Annotated in this window: 16 protein-coding genes, 2 tRNA genes and 1 rRNA gene; 8 read left to right on the forward strand and 11 right to left on the reverse strand. The window is 30.5% G+C overall.

From position 1 onward, the window contains the following. Positions 1 to 253: 253 nt before the first annotated feature. Positions 254 to 1093 carry a Cof-type HAD-IIB family hydrolase gene (locus tag bvRMA01_RS02080; RefSeq protein WP_247031838.1) on the reverse strand — a complete coding sequence of 280 codons (840 nt, stop codon included), beginning with the start codon at positions 1091 to 1093 and terminating at the stop codon, positions 254 to 256. Positions 1094 to 1226: 133 nt separating this feature from the next. On the opposite strand from bvRMA01_RS02080, the gene hpt reads away from it, so the two are divergent. From hpt to purB, 3 genes are read left to right on the forward strand one after another with little or no spacing between them, the layout of a single operon-like run. Further along, the gene (hpt, locus tag bvRMA01_RS02085; protein WP_247031840.1) at positions 1227 to 1751 is read left to right on the forward strand and encodes a hypoxanthine phosphoribosyltransferase; all 525 of its coding nucleotides are present in this window, start codon (positions 1227 to 1229) and stop codon (positions 1749 to 1751) included. Between the two features lie 9 nt (positions 1752 to 1760). Then, a complete protein-coding gene (locus bvRMA01_RS02090) occupies positions 1761 to 3044 on the forward strand; it encodes an adenylosuccinate synthase (RefSeq protein ID WP_247031842.1) in 1284 nt (427 codons plus the stop codon). Beyond that, positions 3029 to 4432 carry an adenylosuccinate lyase gene (gene purB / locus bvRMA01_RS02095; protein ID WP_283847421.1) on the forward strand — a complete coding sequence of 468 codons (1404 nt, stop codon included), beginning with the start codon at positions 3029 to 3031 and terminating at the stop codon, positions 4430 to 4432. Before bvRMA01_RS02090 ends, purB begins: the two co-directional genes overlap by 16 nt. On the opposite strand, the gene bvRMA01_RS02100 is transcribed toward purB, so the two are convergent. Beyond that, positions 4429 to 4983: a DNA-3-methyladenine glycosylase gene (locus bvRMA01_RS02100; RefSeq protein ID WP_247031844.1), complete on the reverse strand. Its 555-nt coding sequence runs from the start codon at positions 4981 to 4983 to the stop codon at positions 4429 to 4431. The genes purB and bvRMA01_RS02100 overlap by 4 nt on opposite strands. A 164-nt stretch (positions 4984 to 5147) precedes the next feature. On the opposite strand from bvRMA01_RS02100, the gene bvRMA01_RS02105 reads away from it, so the two are divergent. Beyond that, positions 5148 to 5221 (forward strand) — tRNA-Ile (locus bvRMA01_RS02105). A gap of 50 nt (positions 5222 to 5271) precedes the next feature. On the opposite strand, the gene bvRMA01_RS02110 is transcribed toward bvRMA01_RS02105, so the two are convergent. The 5 genes from bvRMA01_RS02110 to rsmI form a co-directional block, all read right to left on the reverse strand. Then, positions 5272 to 5421, reverse strand: a complete 150-nt coding sequence (locus tag bvRMA01_RS02110) for a hypothetical protein (RefSeq protein ID WP_247031846.1) — start codon at positions 5419 to 5421, stop codon at positions 5272 to 5274. 336 nt (positions 5422 to 5757) lie between these two features. Beyond that, positions 5758 to 5832: transfer RNA gene (locus bvRMA01_RS02115), tRNA-Ala, on the reverse strand. Between the two features lie 73 nt (positions 5833 to 5905). After that, positions 5906 to 7442 (reverse strand): 16S ribosomal RNA (locus tag bvRMA01_RS02120). A gap of 162 nt (positions 7443 to 7604) precedes the next feature. Next, entirely contained in the window at positions 7605 to 8993 is a 1389-nt protein-coding gene (gene radA / locus bvRMA01_RS02125) for a DNA repair protein RadA (RefSeq protein WP_247031848.1), read from the reverse strand. Positions 8994 to 9380: 387 nt separating this feature from the next. Then, the gene (gene rsmI, locus bvRMA01_RS02130) at positions 9381 to 10055 is read right to left on the reverse strand and encodes a 16S rRNA (cytidine(1402)-2'-O)-methyltransferase (RefSeq protein ID WP_247031850.1); all 675 of its coding nucleotides are present in this window, start codon (positions 10053 to 10055) and stop codon (positions 9381 to 9383) included. A 269-nt stretch (positions 10056 to 10324) separates the two neighbouring features. Between rsmI and bvRMA01_RS02135 the strand changes: the two genes are divergently transcribed. After that, positions 10325 to 10645, forward strand: a complete 321-nt coding sequence (locus tag bvRMA01_RS02135; protein WP_247031852.1) for a hypothetical protein — start codon at positions 10325 to 10327, stop codon at positions 10643 to 10645. 9 nt (positions 10646 to 10654) lie between these two features. Here the strand turns inward: bvRMA01_RS02135 and bvRMA01_RS02140 are convergent, their stop codons facing one another. Beyond that, positions 10655 to 11044, reverse strand: coding sequence for a DUF1893 domain-containing protein (locus bvRMA01_RS02140; protein WP_041178474.1), 390 nt, complete (start codon positions 11042 to 11044; stop codon positions 10655 to 10657). 114 nt (positions 11045 to 11158) lie between these two features. Here bvRMA01_RS02140 and bvRMA01_RS02145 point away from each other — a divergent pair, with 114 nt between their 5' ends. From bvRMA01_RS02145 to bvRMA01_RS02155, 3 genes are all read left to right on the forward strand, one after another. Further along, on the forward strand, positions 11159 to 11737 hold the full coding sequence (locus bvRMA01_RS02145) for a YigZ family protein (protein ID WP_247031854.1): 579 nt from the start codon (positions 11159 to 11161) through the stop codon (positions 11735 to 11737). A 190-nt stretch (positions 11738 to 11927) separates the two neighbouring features. Beyond that, positions 11928 to 12680 (forward strand): ParA family protein, encoded by a 753-nt coding sequence (locus tag bvRMA01_RS02150; protein WP_247031856.1) that lies wholly within the window; start codon positions 11928 to 11930, stop codon positions 12678 to 12680. 2 nt (positions 12681 to 12682) lie between these two features. Beyond that, the gene (locus bvRMA01_RS02155; protein WP_247031858.1) at positions 12683 to 13387 is read left to right on the forward strand and encodes a hypothetical protein; all 705 of its coding nucleotides are present in this window, start codon (positions 12683 to 12685) and stop codon (positions 13385 to 13387) included. On the opposite strand, the gene bvRMA01_RS02160 is transcribed toward bvRMA01_RS02155, so the two are convergent. The 3 genes from bvRMA01_RS02160 to gyrB form a co-directional block, all read right to left on the reverse strand. Then, positions 13380 to 14162 (reverse strand): ParB/RepB/Spo0J family partition protein, encoded by a 783-nt coding sequence (locus bvRMA01_RS02160; RefSeq protein ID WP_247032403.1) that lies wholly within the window; start codon positions 14160 to 14162, stop codon positions 13380 to 13382. The two genes, bvRMA01_RS02155 and bvRMA01_RS02160, sit on opposite strands and share 8 nt — an antisense overlap. A gap of 135 nt (positions 14163 to 14297) precedes the next feature. Beyond that, on the reverse strand, positions 14298 to 16730 hold the full coding sequence (gene gyrA, locus bvRMA01_RS02165; RefSeq protein WP_247031861.1) for a DNA topoisomerase (ATP-hydrolyzing) subunit A: 2433 nt from the start codon (positions 16728 to 16730) through the stop codon (positions 14298 to 14300). Between the two features lie 11 nt (positions 16731 to 16741). Continuing rightward, positions 16742 to 18646 (reverse strand): DNA topoisomerase (ATP-hydrolyzing) subunit B, encoded by a 1905-nt coding sequence (gene gyrB, locus bvRMA01_RS02170; protein WP_247031863.1) that lies wholly within the window; start codon positions 18644 to 18646, stop codon positions 16742 to 16744. Positions 18647 to 18693 lie beyond the last annotated feature (47 nt).

Consider the following 18693-nt stretch of genomic DNA (forward strand, 5'->3'; position numbering starts at 1 on the left):
AATATATACTTTTCACTTTACTATGTCAATACCATTATTACACTTTTTATTAAATAATTTTTCCAATAATTAAAGGACACAAAAAAAATACCAGATTAATTGTTAATACGAAAAATAATCATACAATTTACACACAAAATGACCATGAAAACACATAATTCAGGAAATAAGCAAATAAAATACTTATCTTAGACAAAGTAAAGCAAATATTAAAAACCCAAATGATTTAGATAAAATATAAGAAAAAGATTAATTAAAATTGAATGTCAAGATTAAAAAACTCAATTAAAAACTTTGCAACTCCATCTTCATCATTATTGAATTTTGTAACCTCGTTGTTTGATAAATTATTCTTAACAAACTTGTTTGCATTTTTCATGAGAATACCTTTTCCAGCATTTTTTAACATCTCATAATCATTGCCATTATCTCCAAATGCTAAAATAGCATCAATAGAAATACATTCAAATAAAGCAATACTTTTAATAGCATTATATTTACTAGCATCAATATTTGTAATTTCTAAAAGATCATTAGCAGAATAAAATATACTTATATCTTTAAAATTTTTATCTCTGATTTTATTTGCAAAGTCTTCAAGCTTAGAAAAATCATGAGAATAATAAACTATTTTAGAACAAGAATCTATCTCAAGTTCAGATAAATCAGTAATAATAGGTTGTATTCCTAAATTTTCAATAAAATAATTCATAATTGGACTTCTAATCTCTCTATCAGAATACCAATCATTAAGAGTATAAAGATTAATATCAATATCCCCTCGCTTTACTTTAAGAAGTTCTCTTACTATATCATAATTAATCTTATATCTCAAAATCAGATTATTTTTTAAAAATATCTCAGCACCATTAGCCGTTACAATATAACTCTCATCAATTTGCAAATCTTTAAGTTGCATTAAAACATCCTTAATTTCATATAACCTCCTACCAGTAGCAACAATTATATGAAAATCATTCTTTAATCTTAAAAGTACTTTAAGAGTCAATGGCGCAATTTCATGATTGTTATTAAGCAATGTTCCATCAAGATCAAAAACCAACATCTTATACTTTTCACAATTGGCATTCATTATAACATCCTCTTTTTAAATAAATGATATCACATTAAACTCATGACTTATAATCTCTAACTTGAATTAAATTAATAAAAAAAATATAATAATTAATGTCAAAAGTTGAAGAGAGAGTTAAATGAAAAGCTGAATGAGTGATAAAATTTCAACTTTATTCACGGAAGAAAAAATAAAAAGCAAAATTAAAGATCTAGCGCAAAACATTAAAAACTATTATGAAGATAAAAACAATGTGGTTTTTATATCACTTCTTAAAGGCTCTTTTATATTTTTTGCAGATATTACAAGAGAAATTGGATTAAACGTAAAAATAGATTTCCTTCAAGCTTCAAGTTATAAAAATAAAACTCTCTCTTCATTAAATGTACTAATAAAAAAAGATATCGATATTAATATACAAAATAGTTACGTAATCATCTTTGATGATATCATAGATACTGGGCTTACATACAAAAAAATCGTTGAGCACTTAAAAACCAAAAATCCTAAAGAGATTAAAATTTGTACTCTTTTTAACAAACCATCCAGAAGATTAATAGAATTAAAGATAGACTATGCGGGATTTGAAATTGAAAATGATTTCATAGTTGGATATGGCATTGACTTTAATGAACAACACAGAACTTTAAAGAATGTAGCAAAAATAAGTAAATAGGAGATATAAATGTCAATTTATGCAGTTATTGGAACTCAATGGGGTGATGAGGGTAAGGGAAAAATTATAGACTTTCTCTCATCAAAGATAGATTATGTTGTAAGGTTTAATGGAGGAAATAACGCCGGGCATACAATTGTTGTCAATAATAAAAAATTCATCTTTAATTTATTACCATCAGGTGTTTTGCAAGGAGCAAAATGTATACTTGGACCTGGTGTAGTAATTGATCCCTTAATTTTAATTAAAGAACTTGAAGCTCTCAAGCATAATAACATAAAGACAGAAATATTCATAAGTGATAAAGCGCATATAATAATGCCTTACCATATTAAACTTGACGAGCTTAATGAACAAAAAAAGGGTGTTTACAAAATCGGAACTACAAAACGAGGAATTGGACCTTGTTATGCTGATAAAATTAACAGAACAGGCATAAGAGCTGTTGACTTACTTGACATTAAAATTTTTGAAAGAAAATTAAAAATAAATTTAGATGAAAAAAATGAAATTATAGAAAAAATATACAACCATAAACCTTTTAATTATGATGATATTTTAAGTAAATATAAAAAATGTATAGCAATACTCCAATATGCAATCACAAATACAGAAGAAATATTAAATCAGGCCATAAATTCAGGAAAAATTATCTTAATAGAAGGTGCTCAAGGCACAATGCTTGACATTGAACATGGAACATTTCCATTCGTAACATCAAGCAATACATTAATCACAGCAACAACAGGCTGTGGTATTCCTATTTCAAAAATCAAGGAAAAGATTGGTATAGTAAAAGCATTTTCATCAAGAGTTGGGTCAGGACCGTTTGTAACCGAAATTTTAGGTCCTATTGGGGATAAAATTAGAGAAAAAGGACAAGAATATGGCTCAACAACAAACAGACCGAGAAGAATTGGTTGGCTTGATCTCTTAACAATAAAAAAATCAATAAGCCTTAACGAACTAAACCATTTAGCCCTAACTAAATTAGACATACTAAATAATATTGAAGACCTTAAAATTTGCACAGCTTATGAATTTAAAGGCAAAATATATGACTATATACCTACTTCGTGTGAAATACTCGAGAATGTTAAACCTGTATACAAAGTCTTTAAAGGATTTAAACAAAATATCAGAAATATTAGCCATTACGAAGATTTGCCTATTGAAGCTAAAAAGTATATTGAATTTATAGAAAGAGAAGTAGGGGTACAAATTTCAATTTTATCTCTTGGAGCAGAGAGAGAAAAAACCATTTTTAGGAATCAAAAGTGGATAAATATATAAACCCGTTAAAATCAAGATATGCAAGCAAAGAAATGCTTTACATTTTTTCACCAAAATTCAAGTACACCACATGGAGAAAGTTGTGGTACAACTTAGCTTTAGTGCAAAAAGAATTGGGAATAAACATTAGTAATAAACAACTCAATAAACTATCCAAACACATAGAAAACATTGATTTCGAACTTGTAAAAAAATATGAGTCAAAATTCCAGCATGAAGTTATGGCACATCTTTATGCTTATGCCGATTTGGCTGGTGATGATGCTAGAAAAATTCTACACCTTGGTGTCACAAGTGCATATTTAATGGATAACACAGACTTAGTCCAAATCAAAGAAGCTTTATTGCTCATTGAGAATAAACTGATAAAACTAATTAACACTTTAAAAAAATTCTCAATAAAGCATAAAAACCTGGTAACACTTGCATATACACATCTACAAGAAGCACAATTAACAACTCTTGGAAAAAGAAGTAGCTTATGGCTTCAAAGTCTAATTTTTGACTTTGAAGAACTTAAGTTCATTATGTCCAACATGTGCTTTAGAGGGGTAAAGGGAACGGTTGGAAATCAAAGTAGCTTTAAAGAATTGTTTGCGTCTAACTTTGAAAAGGTAAAAGATCTAGATATCAATATTGCAAAAAAAATGGGATTTGACAAAGTTTATAAAATAACTAGTCAAACTTATGATCGCAAATTTGACTCATCCATATTAAATTTTTTAAGCAACCTAGCTCAAAGTGCACATAAGATTACTAATGACATCAGATTCATGCAACATCTTAAAGAAATTGAAGAACATTTTGAACCACACCAAATAGGTTCATCCGCAATGCCTTACAAAAGAAATCCTATCTATAGCGAAAGAATAGCTTCCCTTGCCAAGTTTATAATGAGCCTACAATCAAGTGGTGGTTTTATAGCAGCAACTCAATGGCTTGAGAGAACTCTAGATGATTCAGCCTGCAAAAGGCTCAATATTCCTCAAGCATTCTTAGCTGCTGATGCTACCTTAATATTACTAAGTAAAGTATTTAATAATATCAGAGTAAATAAAAAAATGATTGAAAAACACGTTAAAACAGAAATGCCATTTATATTAACAGAAGACATATTGATGAAAGCAACAAAAAATGGAGGTGATAGACAAATATTACATGAAAAGATAAGAATTTATTCAATGCAAGTAAAAGAAAATATTTATTCAGGGACAACTGAGAACGACTTAATTAAATTAATCCTTAATGACCAAAATTTTAAATTAACATCTAAAGACATAGATGAAATCTTAAATCCAAATGAAAATATAGGTTTTGCCTCACACCAAGTTGAAAACTTTATTACAGAAATAATCGATCCTATTCTTGAAAAAAATAAGGAAAATTAATATTTAGAAATATATTTATTGTCCCTTATGTAAAATCGCCAAAGCTTATTCGCATATTCTTCACCTGAATAATCAACATTTATTCTTTTTGAGCATGACACTTCAAAATTAAAAGATAAACCTCTTTTCAAAAAAAGTTCACCATTATTAATAAGATCAACTTTATTAAATTTTAAATCTATATTTAAAAACTTAGCAAGCTTGCCAGGCCCATTAGTAAATATCCCATCAATTTTTGGCGAAATAAGCTCAACACCTCTTATTAAAACAGCATGGGGACTATGTTCATTAGATGCCACAACGTTTAACATGTAATACATGCCATAAATCATATAAACATAAGCATATCCCCCAATATTATACATGGCACTGGTACGACTTGTCCTTCTTCCCCCATAAGCATGACAAGCTTTGTCCATTACACCCATATAAGCTTCCGTCTCAACAATTCTTGAAATAATTTCTTTGTCACCTATTTTCCTAACAAGCAAATGTCCAAGCAAAGACTTAGCCACAGTCACAGCATCTTGCATAAAAAATTCTCTATCCATCAGTACAATTCTAAACCAAAACAAAAATCAAATTCAAAACTTATTACAATTGAAAAAAACGTTAAATAAAAATTGCAAATAACAGATAACTATCATGAAAAAAAAACTATATATTGACAAATACAACAAAGTTAAATAGAATCTTAAAGGGTAAGAATATTTAAGGGATCATAGCTCAGGTGGTTAGAGCGCAGGTCTGATAAACCTGAGGTCGGAGGTTCAACTCCTCCTGGTCCCAATTGATTAAACTCAACCCCTCTTAAGCATTTAATAATCTCAACAAAATAATTAAAGATGCATTTCTGATGCTTCAACCAAGCTTGCCGTATGCAATAAAAATTTGTCAGGTCTATTTAAATTTATCACTAAAACCATCAAAACAACAAGTAATATAAAACCATGACCTGAAATATCAAACCATATATTATATTTATTCACTCAAAACAAATAAGAACATCAAATATCTTAAAATTTGCATGAAATAAAATTATTTCCTACAAGCTAAAAAATTTTAAAATAACTTAAATAAAATAATTCAAAAAAATAAATAAGTAACACCCTTATTTTTTATATTGCTTATCTTGTAAATGAGAATTTTATCTGAGTAAATTATTAAATTTAAAAAAATTCTTAAACAAAAAAATATTCTATCTGGAAATCAAAATTTTAATAGGATTTTTTTAATTCTTGAAGCTAGCTTTCAATTGATACAACAAAAGTTACTCTTTAAAAGCCATAACCTCCATTTATTCATTCACTTTTACAATAAACAAATGGAGGTTAAGGGATTCGAACCCTTGACCCCCGGCTTGCAAAGCCGATGCTCTAAACCAACTGAGCTAAACCCCCCAAAAAAAGTCTCTGAAAAGACAAAGGAAGAGTTAAAATAATAATTTGCCTTATAATAATTTCTTTCTCTTAGAAAGGAGGTGATCCAGCCACACTTTCCAGTACGGCTACCTTGTTACGACTTCACCCCCCTCACTAAACATACCTTAGATACCTTCCTCCCTTGCAGGTTAGAATAATAGCTTCGGGTATCCTCAACTCGGGTGGTGTGACGGGCGGTGTGTACAAGGCCCGAGAACGTATTCACCGTATCATTCTGATATACGATTACTAGCGATTCCAACTTCATGAAGTCGAGTTTCAGACTTCAATCTGGACTGAGACCTGCTTTATGCGTTTTGCTTCACATCACTGTTTCGCATCGCTTTGTACAGGCCATTGTAGCACGTGTGTAGCCCAGGACATAAGGGCCATGATGATTTGACGTCATCCCCACCTTCCTCCGGCTTATCACCGGCAGTCTCGTCTGAGTCCCCATCTTTACATGCTGGTAACAGACAATAAGGGTTGCGCTCGTTGCGGGACTTAACCCAACACCTCACAGCACGAGCTGACGACAACCATGCAGCACCTGTATACAGACCCCAAACGGGGAATAGTTATCTCTAACTACATCCTGTATATGTCAAGCCCTGGTAAGGTTCCTCGCGTATCATCGAATTAAACCACATGCTCCACCGCTTGTGCGGGCCCCCGTCAATTCCTTTGAGTTTCACTCTTGCGAGCATACTCCCCAGGCGGCACACTTAACACGTTAGCTTCGGTACTAACCTTTCGATTAACACCAAGTGTGCATCGTTTACAGCGTAGACTACCAGGGTATCTAATCCTGTTCGCTCCCTACGCTTTCGTGACTCAGCGTCAGTCTTGACCTAGAAGTTCGCCTTCGCCTCTGGTATTCTTCCTGATATCAACAGATTCCACCCTTACACCAGGAATTCTAACTTCCCCTATCAGACTCTAGTCATGCAGTTTCCAGCATAGTTCCACAGTTGAGCTGTGGTATTTTACGCATAGACTTACATATCCGCCTACTCACCCTTTACGCCCAATAATCCCGAACAACGCTCGCCCCTTACGTATTACCGCGGCTGCTGGCACGTAATTAGCCGGGGCTTATTCATAAATTAACGTCATCACCTTGTCATTTCCTACAAAGCTTATTCCTCATTTATAAAAGAACTTTACAATCTTTCGACCTTCTTCGTTCACGCAGTGTCGCTCCGTCAGGCTTTCGCCCATTGCGGAAGATTCTTAGCTGCTGCCTCCCGTAGGAGTCTGGACCGTATCTCAGTTCCAGTGTGACCGTTCACCCTCTCAGGCCGGTTACTTATCATAGCCTTGGTAGGCTCTTACCCTACCAACTAGCTAATAAGACGCAGACTCATCTACAAGCGAAGCTTTAAAGGCTTCCTTTCATCAATTAACATCTCAATTGACCTTATTCGGTATTAGCTACTATTTCTAATAGTTATCCCCATCTCATAGGTAGATTATCCACGCGTTACTCACCCGTTCGCCACTGAATGTATTGCTACATTCCGTCTGACTTGCATGCTTAAGACGCACTGCCAGCGTTAGTTCTAAGCCAGGATCAAACTCTTCGTTATTTTTATTTCTTTACTTTTAAAATTAACAGGTTATTTATTTTATTTGGCTCTTAAACCTTACTTAACTCTTCCCTTCTCTTTTCTTCCAATTCTTAATATCAACTCTTATCACTTTATAACATACGTTACACTTTGTCAATACTTAATATTCATTTTTTTATACTATCTATTTTTTAACCGACTGTCTCCATGACCTTCTCTTTTGCTATCTCGCACTAACCGCCTAACAACACCTAACACACTCTCTATACCTTCATATCCATTATAATAATTCTCTCTTAAATTTGCTCCCAAAACATGCTGAAATCCGGCTTTCTTAGCTGCAATAACCTTACTCTCAATATTAGAGGATGCCTTAATTTTTCCTGAAAGAGAAATTTCACCTGTAAAGATTAAATCTTGATTTATAATAACATTGGTTTTGGCAGAAAATAATGCAACCAAAACAGCAAGTTCAATTTCTATATCATCCATCCTAAGCCCCCCAGAAACATTCACATATATATCATCATTATTAAAACTGAGATTCAAATATTTACTAAGAACAGCTAAGATTCTTGATATTTTCTTAGAATCTATTTTTTCTGAAAAAATTCTAGGAATATTCATGCCTGTCCTTGTGATTAAAGCCTGTATTTCAACAAATAAAACTCGACTCCCCTCATTAATGATCCCAATAGCAATCCCTGAAGATATTTCTTCCTTTTTCTCCAAAAAAATAGAAGAGGGATCCTTAATCTCAACAAGCCCCAAACCCGTCATTTCAAAAATACCTACTTCATTAATAGCACCAAACCTATTTTTAGTAGCTCTAAGCATACGTAACGATTTTTCTGCCTCTTCAAAATAAAAAACAGAATCTACCATATGCTCTATTACTTTTGGTCCTGCTAAAATACCATCCTTCGTAATATGTCCCACTAAACATAAAGTTATATTCTTACCTCTTGCCCACTCTATAAGCTTATAAACACAATGCTTTAATTGAGCAACCCCTCCAAGCCCGCCTTGAACTTCTTTTGAATGCAAAGTTTGAATAGAATCGACAACAATAAAGTCAAGTTCAATATTTGCAAGCATTTTGATTAAAGAATCAACATTTATCTCATTAGTTATCAATATATCAGAAGAAATCCTCAGTCTATTTGCCCTTAATTTAATTTGTGGAATTGATTCTTCACCTGCAAGATAAAGCACATTTTTGTCAGAAAGTGAAAGAATACTAGAAATTTGAAGTAAAAAAGTTGATTTCCCAATGCCAGGCTCTCCTGATATCAAAATTGCACTACCAATTACAATGCCAGCACCAAGAACTCTATCAAATTCTTCAATGCCTGTTAAATGTCTAACATTATCAACCTGTTTAAAATCTCTTAAAGAAAAAATTTCATTTTTTGATTTACTTAAATCCCCCTCATAACCTGATTTAAATTCAGAATAAAGTTCTAAACTTTCCCAACTAAAACACTCAGGACATTTTCCAAGCCACTTTAAAGATTTATACCCACAATTTAAACATTTGTAAATTTCCTTATCCCTATTTTTTATCATAAAACGTCAATAGGTAAACCTCTCTTAATTTGGACAAGTGATAAATCCGTCTTTAAAACTTATGTCCCATCTTGAATTTTCAATATTAAAAAAAATGTTTAAAACCTTTATCATTGTTCTTAAACTCACTGTAAAAATTGTTAAACCAATTCCTTCAAGGTCTAAATACTCTCGCTAAATTTATCACAATTTGCAAAATATATAGCACCAGAATACATTAATTATACACAAAATTATACAAATCAGACTCTTACCTGTTCTTAAACATATATTTGAAAATTTTTTGAATAATCATAACCTCTTTCATAAGGTACTTCCGATTAATCATAATTTATAAACAATCAATAATACCCATTAATACATTTTTTCTCATCTTGTAAAACAATTTTAACTTTTAGACTTCCTGCTAACCAAAACCGTAAATTCTCCCTTACTTTTATTATTCTCTTCAAAATATTCCTTAAGTTCTAAAGGTTTACCAATTTTATATTCCTCATATAATTTTGTCATCTCACGACCAACAAGAACATTAGCATCCAAATTTACTAAAGAAATTTCAAATAATAACTTCAAAATTCTATGACTGGATTCAAGAAGAACAAATGCATCACCTCTATGATAAAGTTCCTCAATCCTTTTGATCCTTTTAATTCCTTTGTTTGGCAAAAATCCTTCAAATACTACAACTTTATCTTTAAAAGGATTTACACTAATAACTGTATTCAAAGAACTAACACCCGGAATAGGAGAAACTTTATGTCCATTTTTAAATGCCGCATCAACAAGCAAACCACCAGGATCGCTAAGACAAGGAGTGCCCGCATCACTAACGAAAGCTACGCTTTTTCCATTAGACAAGTATTCTAATAACAAACCAATTCTCTTATGCTCTATTATAGCATTACAAGAAATTAATTTTTTAACTATACCATAATGAGATAAAAGTCTCTTAGCAACTCTCGTATCTTCAGCAAATACAACATCAACTAATCTTAAAATATCAATTGCACGATATGTAATATCACCTAAATTACCTATAGGTGTTCCCACAATGTATAACACATAATCTCCTTAAAATTTAAAATACAGCTTACCTAACATGCATTAAACTTAATACTGCATAAAAATAATAAATAATATTTAATATTCCAATTTTCGTGAATTTCATTCATAAGAAAAAATTTCACATAAATTAATCATTCTCAAAGTACCCTTACTTTAATAAAAGTACTTGGTTTTTATATCTCCATATAAAAAAATATTTATTTTTATGCTATATTTATATTATTATTTAATTTTAACAACTGAAAACTAAAAGGCGGTAAAGTTTTATGTTTAAACTCATTAAAAAGATCTTTATAATCTATTTTCTATGCATCACACTTACTGGACTTACCATGGTTTTCATCGACAGTAAATTTTCTGAAAGACAAACTATCCAAGATGGTAAAAGTAAAATTATCAAACATGTAATTGATCCAAATTTAATTATGCTTACCTCTGCTATTGGAGGATTTTTGGGAATTTATTCCGGAATATGGTTTTTTGATCATGGAAAAAATAATTTCTACTTAAGCTGGGGAAGCCTAATAATATTAATATACAATATAGGACTAATCATTTCTGTATATTCCAAATCAAAAAACAAATAAATTCAAATTTTAAGAATTACTTACAATAATTCCTCTTTTAATCAGGTACTTATAAACTTCCTCTGGATTTTCTAAGCTTTCAATCAAGTTCTCAGTTTTATCATTTATTTTCTCTACTAACCTTTTAAAGGTTACTCTTATTCCTCTACTTTCCAAAAAGTCCTTTGCCGGTTGAGAAATAACACCTGCCTGAACATTTTGAAGTCCAATATTGTAAATAATAACAGCAGCGGCCTTGCCTACAACTTTATCATAAATTTCTAAACCTTCTTTATTTTGAATGTATTTATTAATAAAATTATCAACCTCCAAGAGGGGTTTTAAACCTCTTTCCATATTAGAGTAAAGTATTCTATGTTCCTTAAACAATTTTAATGTAGGATTTAACCCTGATATCATTTCTAACACCTCTTAAAGACTTGCACTCAGAATTTAAAAAAAACAATTATTAATAATAATAAACATAAATTAAAAATACTTCAACATAAAAAAGATGATATATTATTAAATTAAATGATGCTAATTCCTAAAGAAAATATTTATTCAAAAATTGAAGTAAAAAAATCAATTTTCTTATCATATATTTTTCATGTAGAGAAAAAAGAAGAAATAAATAAAATATTAAAAGAATATAAATTGAAATTTAAAAATGCAACTCATGTTATCTATGGATTTAGAATTGGCAATTCAAATTCATTTATAAACGGAATGAACGATGACAAAGAACCACGATTAACAGCTGGAAAACCTACGCTAGAAGCCATATTAAACAAAAATTTAACAGACACCTTAATTATTACAGTACGCTATTTTGGAGGAACTCTGCTTGGAAAACAGGGTTTAATTAAAGCATATTCCAAAGCAGCACAAGAAGTAATCAACAAATCAAATCTAACAGAAAAGAAAGAAATGGAAACATTATGCCTTAACCTAAACTATAACCAATATAATTTACTCATACGAACAAAAAACAAGATGGGAATTAAAATTACAGACGCAAAATTCCTAGATAAAATAAACACTACAATAAAATTTAACATAAAAGACAAAAAAAATATCATAACATTTTTACAAGCAAATTCTCTGCTCTAATTTGATTTAATTAAGTTATAGACATAACTTAATTAAACTCTATACACATTAAGCATTTAGAATGACTAAATGCTTAATGTGTATTGTCTAGTTTTTTCTAAAAAGAATTTTATATATACTATTATCATTTTCATATTTATGTTCTACAATAGAATATTATTATATATACATTAATTAAGAGAAAATTGTTATGAAAATAATATCCATTATTAATCAAAAAGGTGGTGTTGGTAAGACAACCAGTGCTATAAATATTGCCTATTCAATCACATTGCTTAATAAAAAAGCTCTTCTAATAGACATTGACTCACAAGGTAATACCAGTAGCGGGGTTAATATTTTAAAAAAAGAAGATACAAATTCAAGTTATGAACTTATCTATAAAAAACAAAAAATTACACCTATTAAAAATTTTAACTTGGATATAATTCCTTCAAGTCTTAAGCTAGCACTACTTGAAAAAGAATTAATACATGAAATTGCAAGAGAAAATTTTCTAAAAAATGCTTTAGAACAATATAAACAAGATGACTATGATTTTATCATTCTTGATTGTCCTCCTACTCTCTCAATACTTACAATAAATGCCCTTGTTGCAAGTAAATATCTTTTAATACCAATAGAAACAGAATTTTTTGCATTTGAAGGAATCAATCAATTATTAGATACAATAACTGCTGTCAAACAGATAAATCAAGAACTAGAGATTACTGGTATATTTATCAATAAATATGATATTAGAAACAAAAGCAAAGAAAAATATATTGATTATCTAAAAAAAGTATTCAAAGAAAAATTTTTAAATACCAAAATAAGAAAAAATATAAGTATTTCCAAATCTCAAGAAGAAAACATACCAGTATATATGTATAACAAAGAAAGTAATGCAGCAAAGGACTTTTTAGAGCTTACAAAAGAAATAATAGAAAAAATCAAAGGATAAAAATGTCAGACAATTTAGACACTTTAATGGCTTTAATGGGCCAAAAGTTAAAAAATAATGTAAAAAACGAAAAAACTTTGGCAAAACAAGAATTAATTATAATTCAAAACAAAAGTTTTAAATATGAAAAATTGGATAAAGAAATAGCCGATTTTTTAAAAATGAAGCAATACGAGATTTTCAACATATTCAATAATACCTACACAGAAATTGGAAGAATACTAAAAGAGGCACAAGAAAAACTACGTGGAAATAACCAATATGACGGTCTTTTTTACAAATGGTTTACCAGTATGGGATTTAAAAAAGATAAAGTTTACTCATTGATATCAAGATATGAATTGCTTGTCGAAAATTCCGATAAGCAATTCATAATAAACAATTTACCACTATCACTCTCATATGAAATTTCTAAAAAATCTTGTCCTACTCATTTAAAAATGGAAGTTCTCAATGGAAAAATAAAATCTTTAAAAGAATTTAAATCACGTTATCAAAAAGATGAACATAACAAAAAAAATCTTGAAATAAACTTTAATAAAACACAACTTAACAGAGAAGACATTATAAAATTAATAGAACTACTCTTACAAGAATTAGAAAACATTAAAAACATTAAATTAGATAAAATAGAAAATAAAAAAGAATTTTTGATTATTTTAAAAGACATACGACAAAAAATAAATCTCATAAAAAAAATTACTTAATACTCTCAAAAATAGAAATAATTCTTTTTAAATCAGAAGATGTAAAATAACTTATTTCGATCTTTCCTTTTTCTTTGCTTCCCTTAATACTTATTTTAGTTTGTATTCTGCTTATTAAAAATTCTTTAACACTATTTAAAAAAGGATCTCTTGAGATTTCTGATTTATCATTAATAGGTTTATAAAAATTTTTAACATAATTTTCTGTTTCTCTAACGGACAATTTTTTTTTAATGATTAAAAGATAAAGCCCATACCTATCCTGACTATCCTTTAACGACAATAAAACCTTAGCATGACCCAATGATATTTCTTTTTTATGTAAAGAATTTAATATTTCCTGTTCAAGATCCAAAATTCGAACTAGATTAGCAACGTGAGACCTATTTTTACCTATCTTTTCAGATAAAGCTCTTTGAGTCAAAGAATGCTTATCCATAAGATTTTTATAAGCATACGCCTCTTCAACAGGGGTTAAATTTTCCCTTTGAATATTTTCAATTAAAGACATAAAATCTTTATTCTTTTTAGTTGTCTCTATCTCTATAATAGAGATTTGCCTCATACCAGCTAATTTAGCAGCTCTAAATCTTCGCTCACCTATTACTAGGTGATATCTACCATTATCATGAAAAACAACAATGGGTTGTAATATTCCATTTTCTCTTATAGAGATACTTAATTCCTCAAGCTCAGCAAGATTAATAGACTTTCTAGGTTGCGACTTATCTACATCTACAAGATTAATATCTACCATTTTAAAAGTCTCACTCATTTTATCAAAAACCTCCTTGTAATAATACAAAATTTTATAAAGTTGTTCTATGTCAATTTCAACTAAAAAAATAACCCCCAAAAAAAAAGAATGTTCCACGTAGAACATTCCAACAATACAAATAACATTCATTGATCATTTAATAAATTTTGAAACAGACATTAATTTATCCTCATCAAGAGATAACACTTGCATTCCCCTAGCATCCTTACCTTGTTCAGATATTTTGTCAACCAATGTTCGTAAAACTTTTGAAGTCTTACTTACAAGTAATATTTCATCATCCTGTGCAACTGTAATAGCATCAACAACTGCACCTGCCTTTTCATCGGATTTCTTATAGCAAGTATAACCAGTAGCTCCTCTTTTAAGCTCAGTCACTCTAGATATTTCTAATCTCTTTCCATATCCATTCTCAGAAACAATTAAAAGATGGGAGCCTTGTTTTGCTGATAACACCTTAATAAGCATATCACCCTCTCTTACTTTCATACCAGACACACCCTGAGTCCCTCTGTGTGTAAGCCTAATATCATTTGAATTAAATGTAAAAGCATTGCCCTTCTTAGAAATACAAATAATTTTATCATTCTTAGAAACAATCTCAGCACTTGTAACAAAATCCTTATCATCCAGTTTAATGACAATAACGCCTCTTGATTTAACTGTTTTAAAGCCCTCTGTTTCAATACGAGCTATTTTCCCATTTGCTGTTGTTATTAATAAGTAATTATCCAGAGATAACTCATTGCAATTTTTAATAGCCAATATCTCTTCTGTTTCTCCCAAATTAATAAGCTCACGAATATTTTGTCCCTTTGAAGTTCTAGAAGAATCCTTAATTCCATAAGCATTAATTACATAAAGCTTCCCTTCATTTGAAATCATAAGTAAAAAGTCATGGGTATTTACACATAAAGCAATATTAACTTGATCTTTATCTTGTAAGTCAAAAGAACCAAGGCCCTTCCCACCTATACCTTGAAGTTTATACTCATCTTGTAAGATTCTTTTAATGAAACCCTGCTTTGTAAGAATAACAATAACATTTTCCCTCTGCATTAAATCTGACATACTAGTTTTTAAAACCTCCTCATCATAAATTATTTTTGTTCGGCGCTCATCGCCAAATTTTAAACTTAAATTAATAATCTCTTCCCTTACAATATTAACAACTCGCTCTGGACTGACAAGAATATCTTCATAATCTTTTATTAAATCCAAAACAATTTTAAACTCTTCTTCAAGTTTCTCTATCTCAAGCGATGTTAATTTCTGTAACTTCATATCCAATATAGAATTAGCTTGAATTTCTGATAAATTAAATTCCTTAATAATACATTCTTTAGCATCTTTTACAAGTCTAGAAAATCTTATTATTTCTATTACCCTATCAATATGTCTTAAGGAAATATTTAATCCTTCAAGAATATGAGCCTTGTCTCTTGCCTTTTTTAAGTCAAACTCTACCCGCCTTCTAACAATTTCCTTTCTATGATCAATAAATTCAGATATAAGTTCTTTTAAATTTAATTGTTTTGGAATACCATTAACAAGAGCCAAGTTATTTATGCTAAAATTTTTCCTCAGTTCAGTATATTCATAAAGCAAATTCATAACAACATGAGGATCAAAACCTTTTTTAATTTCAAGAACAATTCTAATACCTTCACGGTCAGATTCATCCCTTATATCAGATATACCTTCAAGCTTTTCTTCTTTTATTAAGAATGCAATTTTCATAAGCAAGGAAGATTTGTTAACAGCATAAGGTATTTGTGTAATTATAATAGCAATATGATCTTCTCTCTTTTCTTCAATATGATACCGAGATCGAATAACAACACTGCCCTTCCCCGTCGTATAAGCCTTAACTAAACTCTCATTATAAATAATTTCAGCATAAGTAGGAAAATCTGGTCCTTTAACTATTGCAATTAAATCATACACAGAAACACTATCATGATTTAACATATAAACTATGGCGTCACAAATTTCTCTCAAATTATGCGGAGCCATATTTGTTGCCATTCCAACAGCAATGCCACTAGAACCGTTAACCAAGAGAAATGGAAAAGCAGCTGGTAAAACTTCAGGCTCAAGCAAAGAATCATCATAATTGGCTCTAAAATCAACAGTTTGCCTATCGATATCTTTAACAAGCTCTTCAGCTATTTTTGCCATTCGAGCTTCAGTATACCTCATAGCAGCAGGAGGGTCTCCATCAATAGAACCAAAATTTCCCTGTCCGCTTACTATAGGATATCTTAACGAAAAATCCTGTGCAAGTCTTACAAGTGCTTCATAAATTGACTGATCACCATGAGGATGATATTTACCAAGAACATCTCCAACAATTCTTCCAGCCTTCTTAAATGCTTTATCAGCCCTAAGTCCCATTTCATGCATTGAATAAAGGATTCTTCTGTGAACAGGTTTAAGACCATCTCTCACATCAGGAAGGGCTCTTGAAACAATAACAGACATTGCATAATTTAAATACGAGGTTTTAACTTCATCTTCTATTTTTATATTTAATATTTGCTCTTTATCTTCTTCAATTGCCATTAATGCTCCAATCACACATCAAGATTTACTACATCAAGCGCATTCTGCTCAATAAATTCTCTTCTAGGCTCAACATCATCTCCCATAAGAGTAACAAAAATATTCTCAGCCTGTATAGCATCATCTATCTCTATTAATTTCATTTTTCTAGTAGCAGGATTCATAGTGGTTTCCCAAAGTTGTGTAGGATTCATTTCTCCAAGCCCCTTATACCTTTGAAGACTAATTTTATCCCTTTTGCCAATCTCGATAGAGCTTAAAAAAACTTCCTTTTCCGAATCATCATAAAAATAATGAACACTATTTTCATACTTAATTTTATAAAGAGGTGGCATAGCTATATATACATGTCCATTATCAATTAACTCCCTCATGTAACGAAAGAAAAAAGTAAGAAGCAATGTTCGAATATGAGACCCATCAACATCGGCATCAGCCATAATAATAATTTTATGATAACGAAGTTTTTCAATATAAAAATTCTTTCCAACTCCAGCACCAAGAGATGCAATTATTGGAATAAGCTTATCATTTGTAATAACCTTATCTTCCCGTGTTTTTTCAACATTAAGCATTTTACCCCACAATGGCAAGATAGCTTGATAAAACCTATCTCTTCCCATTTTTGCACTTCCTCCTGCAGAATCTCCTTCCACAATATAAATTTCCCTTTCAACCGGGTTTTTAGATGCACAATCTGCCAATTTGCCAGGCAATGCCAAGCTTTCAAATGCACTTTTTTTTCTCTCAGACTCTCTTGCCTTTCTTGCAGCCTCACGAGCACGAGCAGCTCTTATTGCCTTATTAAGAATAATATCTACCTCTAAAAGATTATTACCAATAACTTTCAAAAGCTCATTATGTACAATAGTTTCAACAATTTTTTTTATATAAGAATTTCCCAATTTCCCTTTAGTTTGACCTTCAAATTGAGGTTCTGGAACCTTAATAGAAATTACCGCTGTTAAACCCTCCTTAAAATCATCTAATGTAAGATTTGGAACATCTTTTTTGCTTATCTTTGAATCCTTAAAAGCTTCACTCATTGCCTTTAAGAAGCCACTCTTAAAACCAGCAACATGAGTTCCTCCTTCTCTAGTATTAATATTGTTTACAAACGATAAAATATTATCAGAATACCCTTCAGTCCACTTAAGTCCAACACTAACAATAACATCATCATAAGTTCCTTCAATAAAATAGGGCTCACTTTGAATATTTTTGCTATTATTTGTTATAAAATCTACAAAAGCTTTTATTCCACCTTCAAAATAAAATTCTAAAAATCTCTCTTTTCCCAATCTCTTATCTTCAATTGAAATTCGTATCTTATCATTTAAAAATGCAAGTTCCCTCAATCTCTTTGATAAAGTTTCAAAATCATACTCCAAGGTTTCAAAAATCTCAGAATCAGCTAAAAAAGTAACTTTAGTACCCCTATTAGAACTTACCCCAACAATCTCAACCTCAGATGTTGGAATACCCCTGGAATAAGTCTGCTTAAAAAAATTTCCATCCCTGCTCACAACAACTTCTAAAAAAGATGATAAAGCATTAACAACCGAAATCCCAACCCCATGAAGGCCACCAGAAACCTTATAAGTACCTTTATTAAATTTTCCTCCAGAATGTAGCTTAGTCAAAACAAGTTCAAGAGCACTAATTCCTTCCTCTTCATGAATATCTGTAGGAATTCCTCTACCATTATCATTGACTGTTACAGAATTATCTGAATTTATAACAACTTCTATTTTATCGCAAAAACCCGCTAAAGCCTCGTCAATACTATTGTCAACCACTTCATAAACCAAGTGATGCAATCCATTAATTGAAACGGATCCAATATACATACCAGGCCTTTTTCTAACAGCTTCAAGGCCCTTTAACACTTGAATATTACTAGCAACATAACTCATAAACCTTCCACACAATTAATCATAATATATGATATAAGCAAATTTTA

Source organism: Borrelia venezuelensis, from assembly GCF_023035835.1.
GTDB lineage: Bacteria > Spirochaetota > Spirochaetia > Borreliales > Borreliaceae > Borrelia > Borrelia turicatae.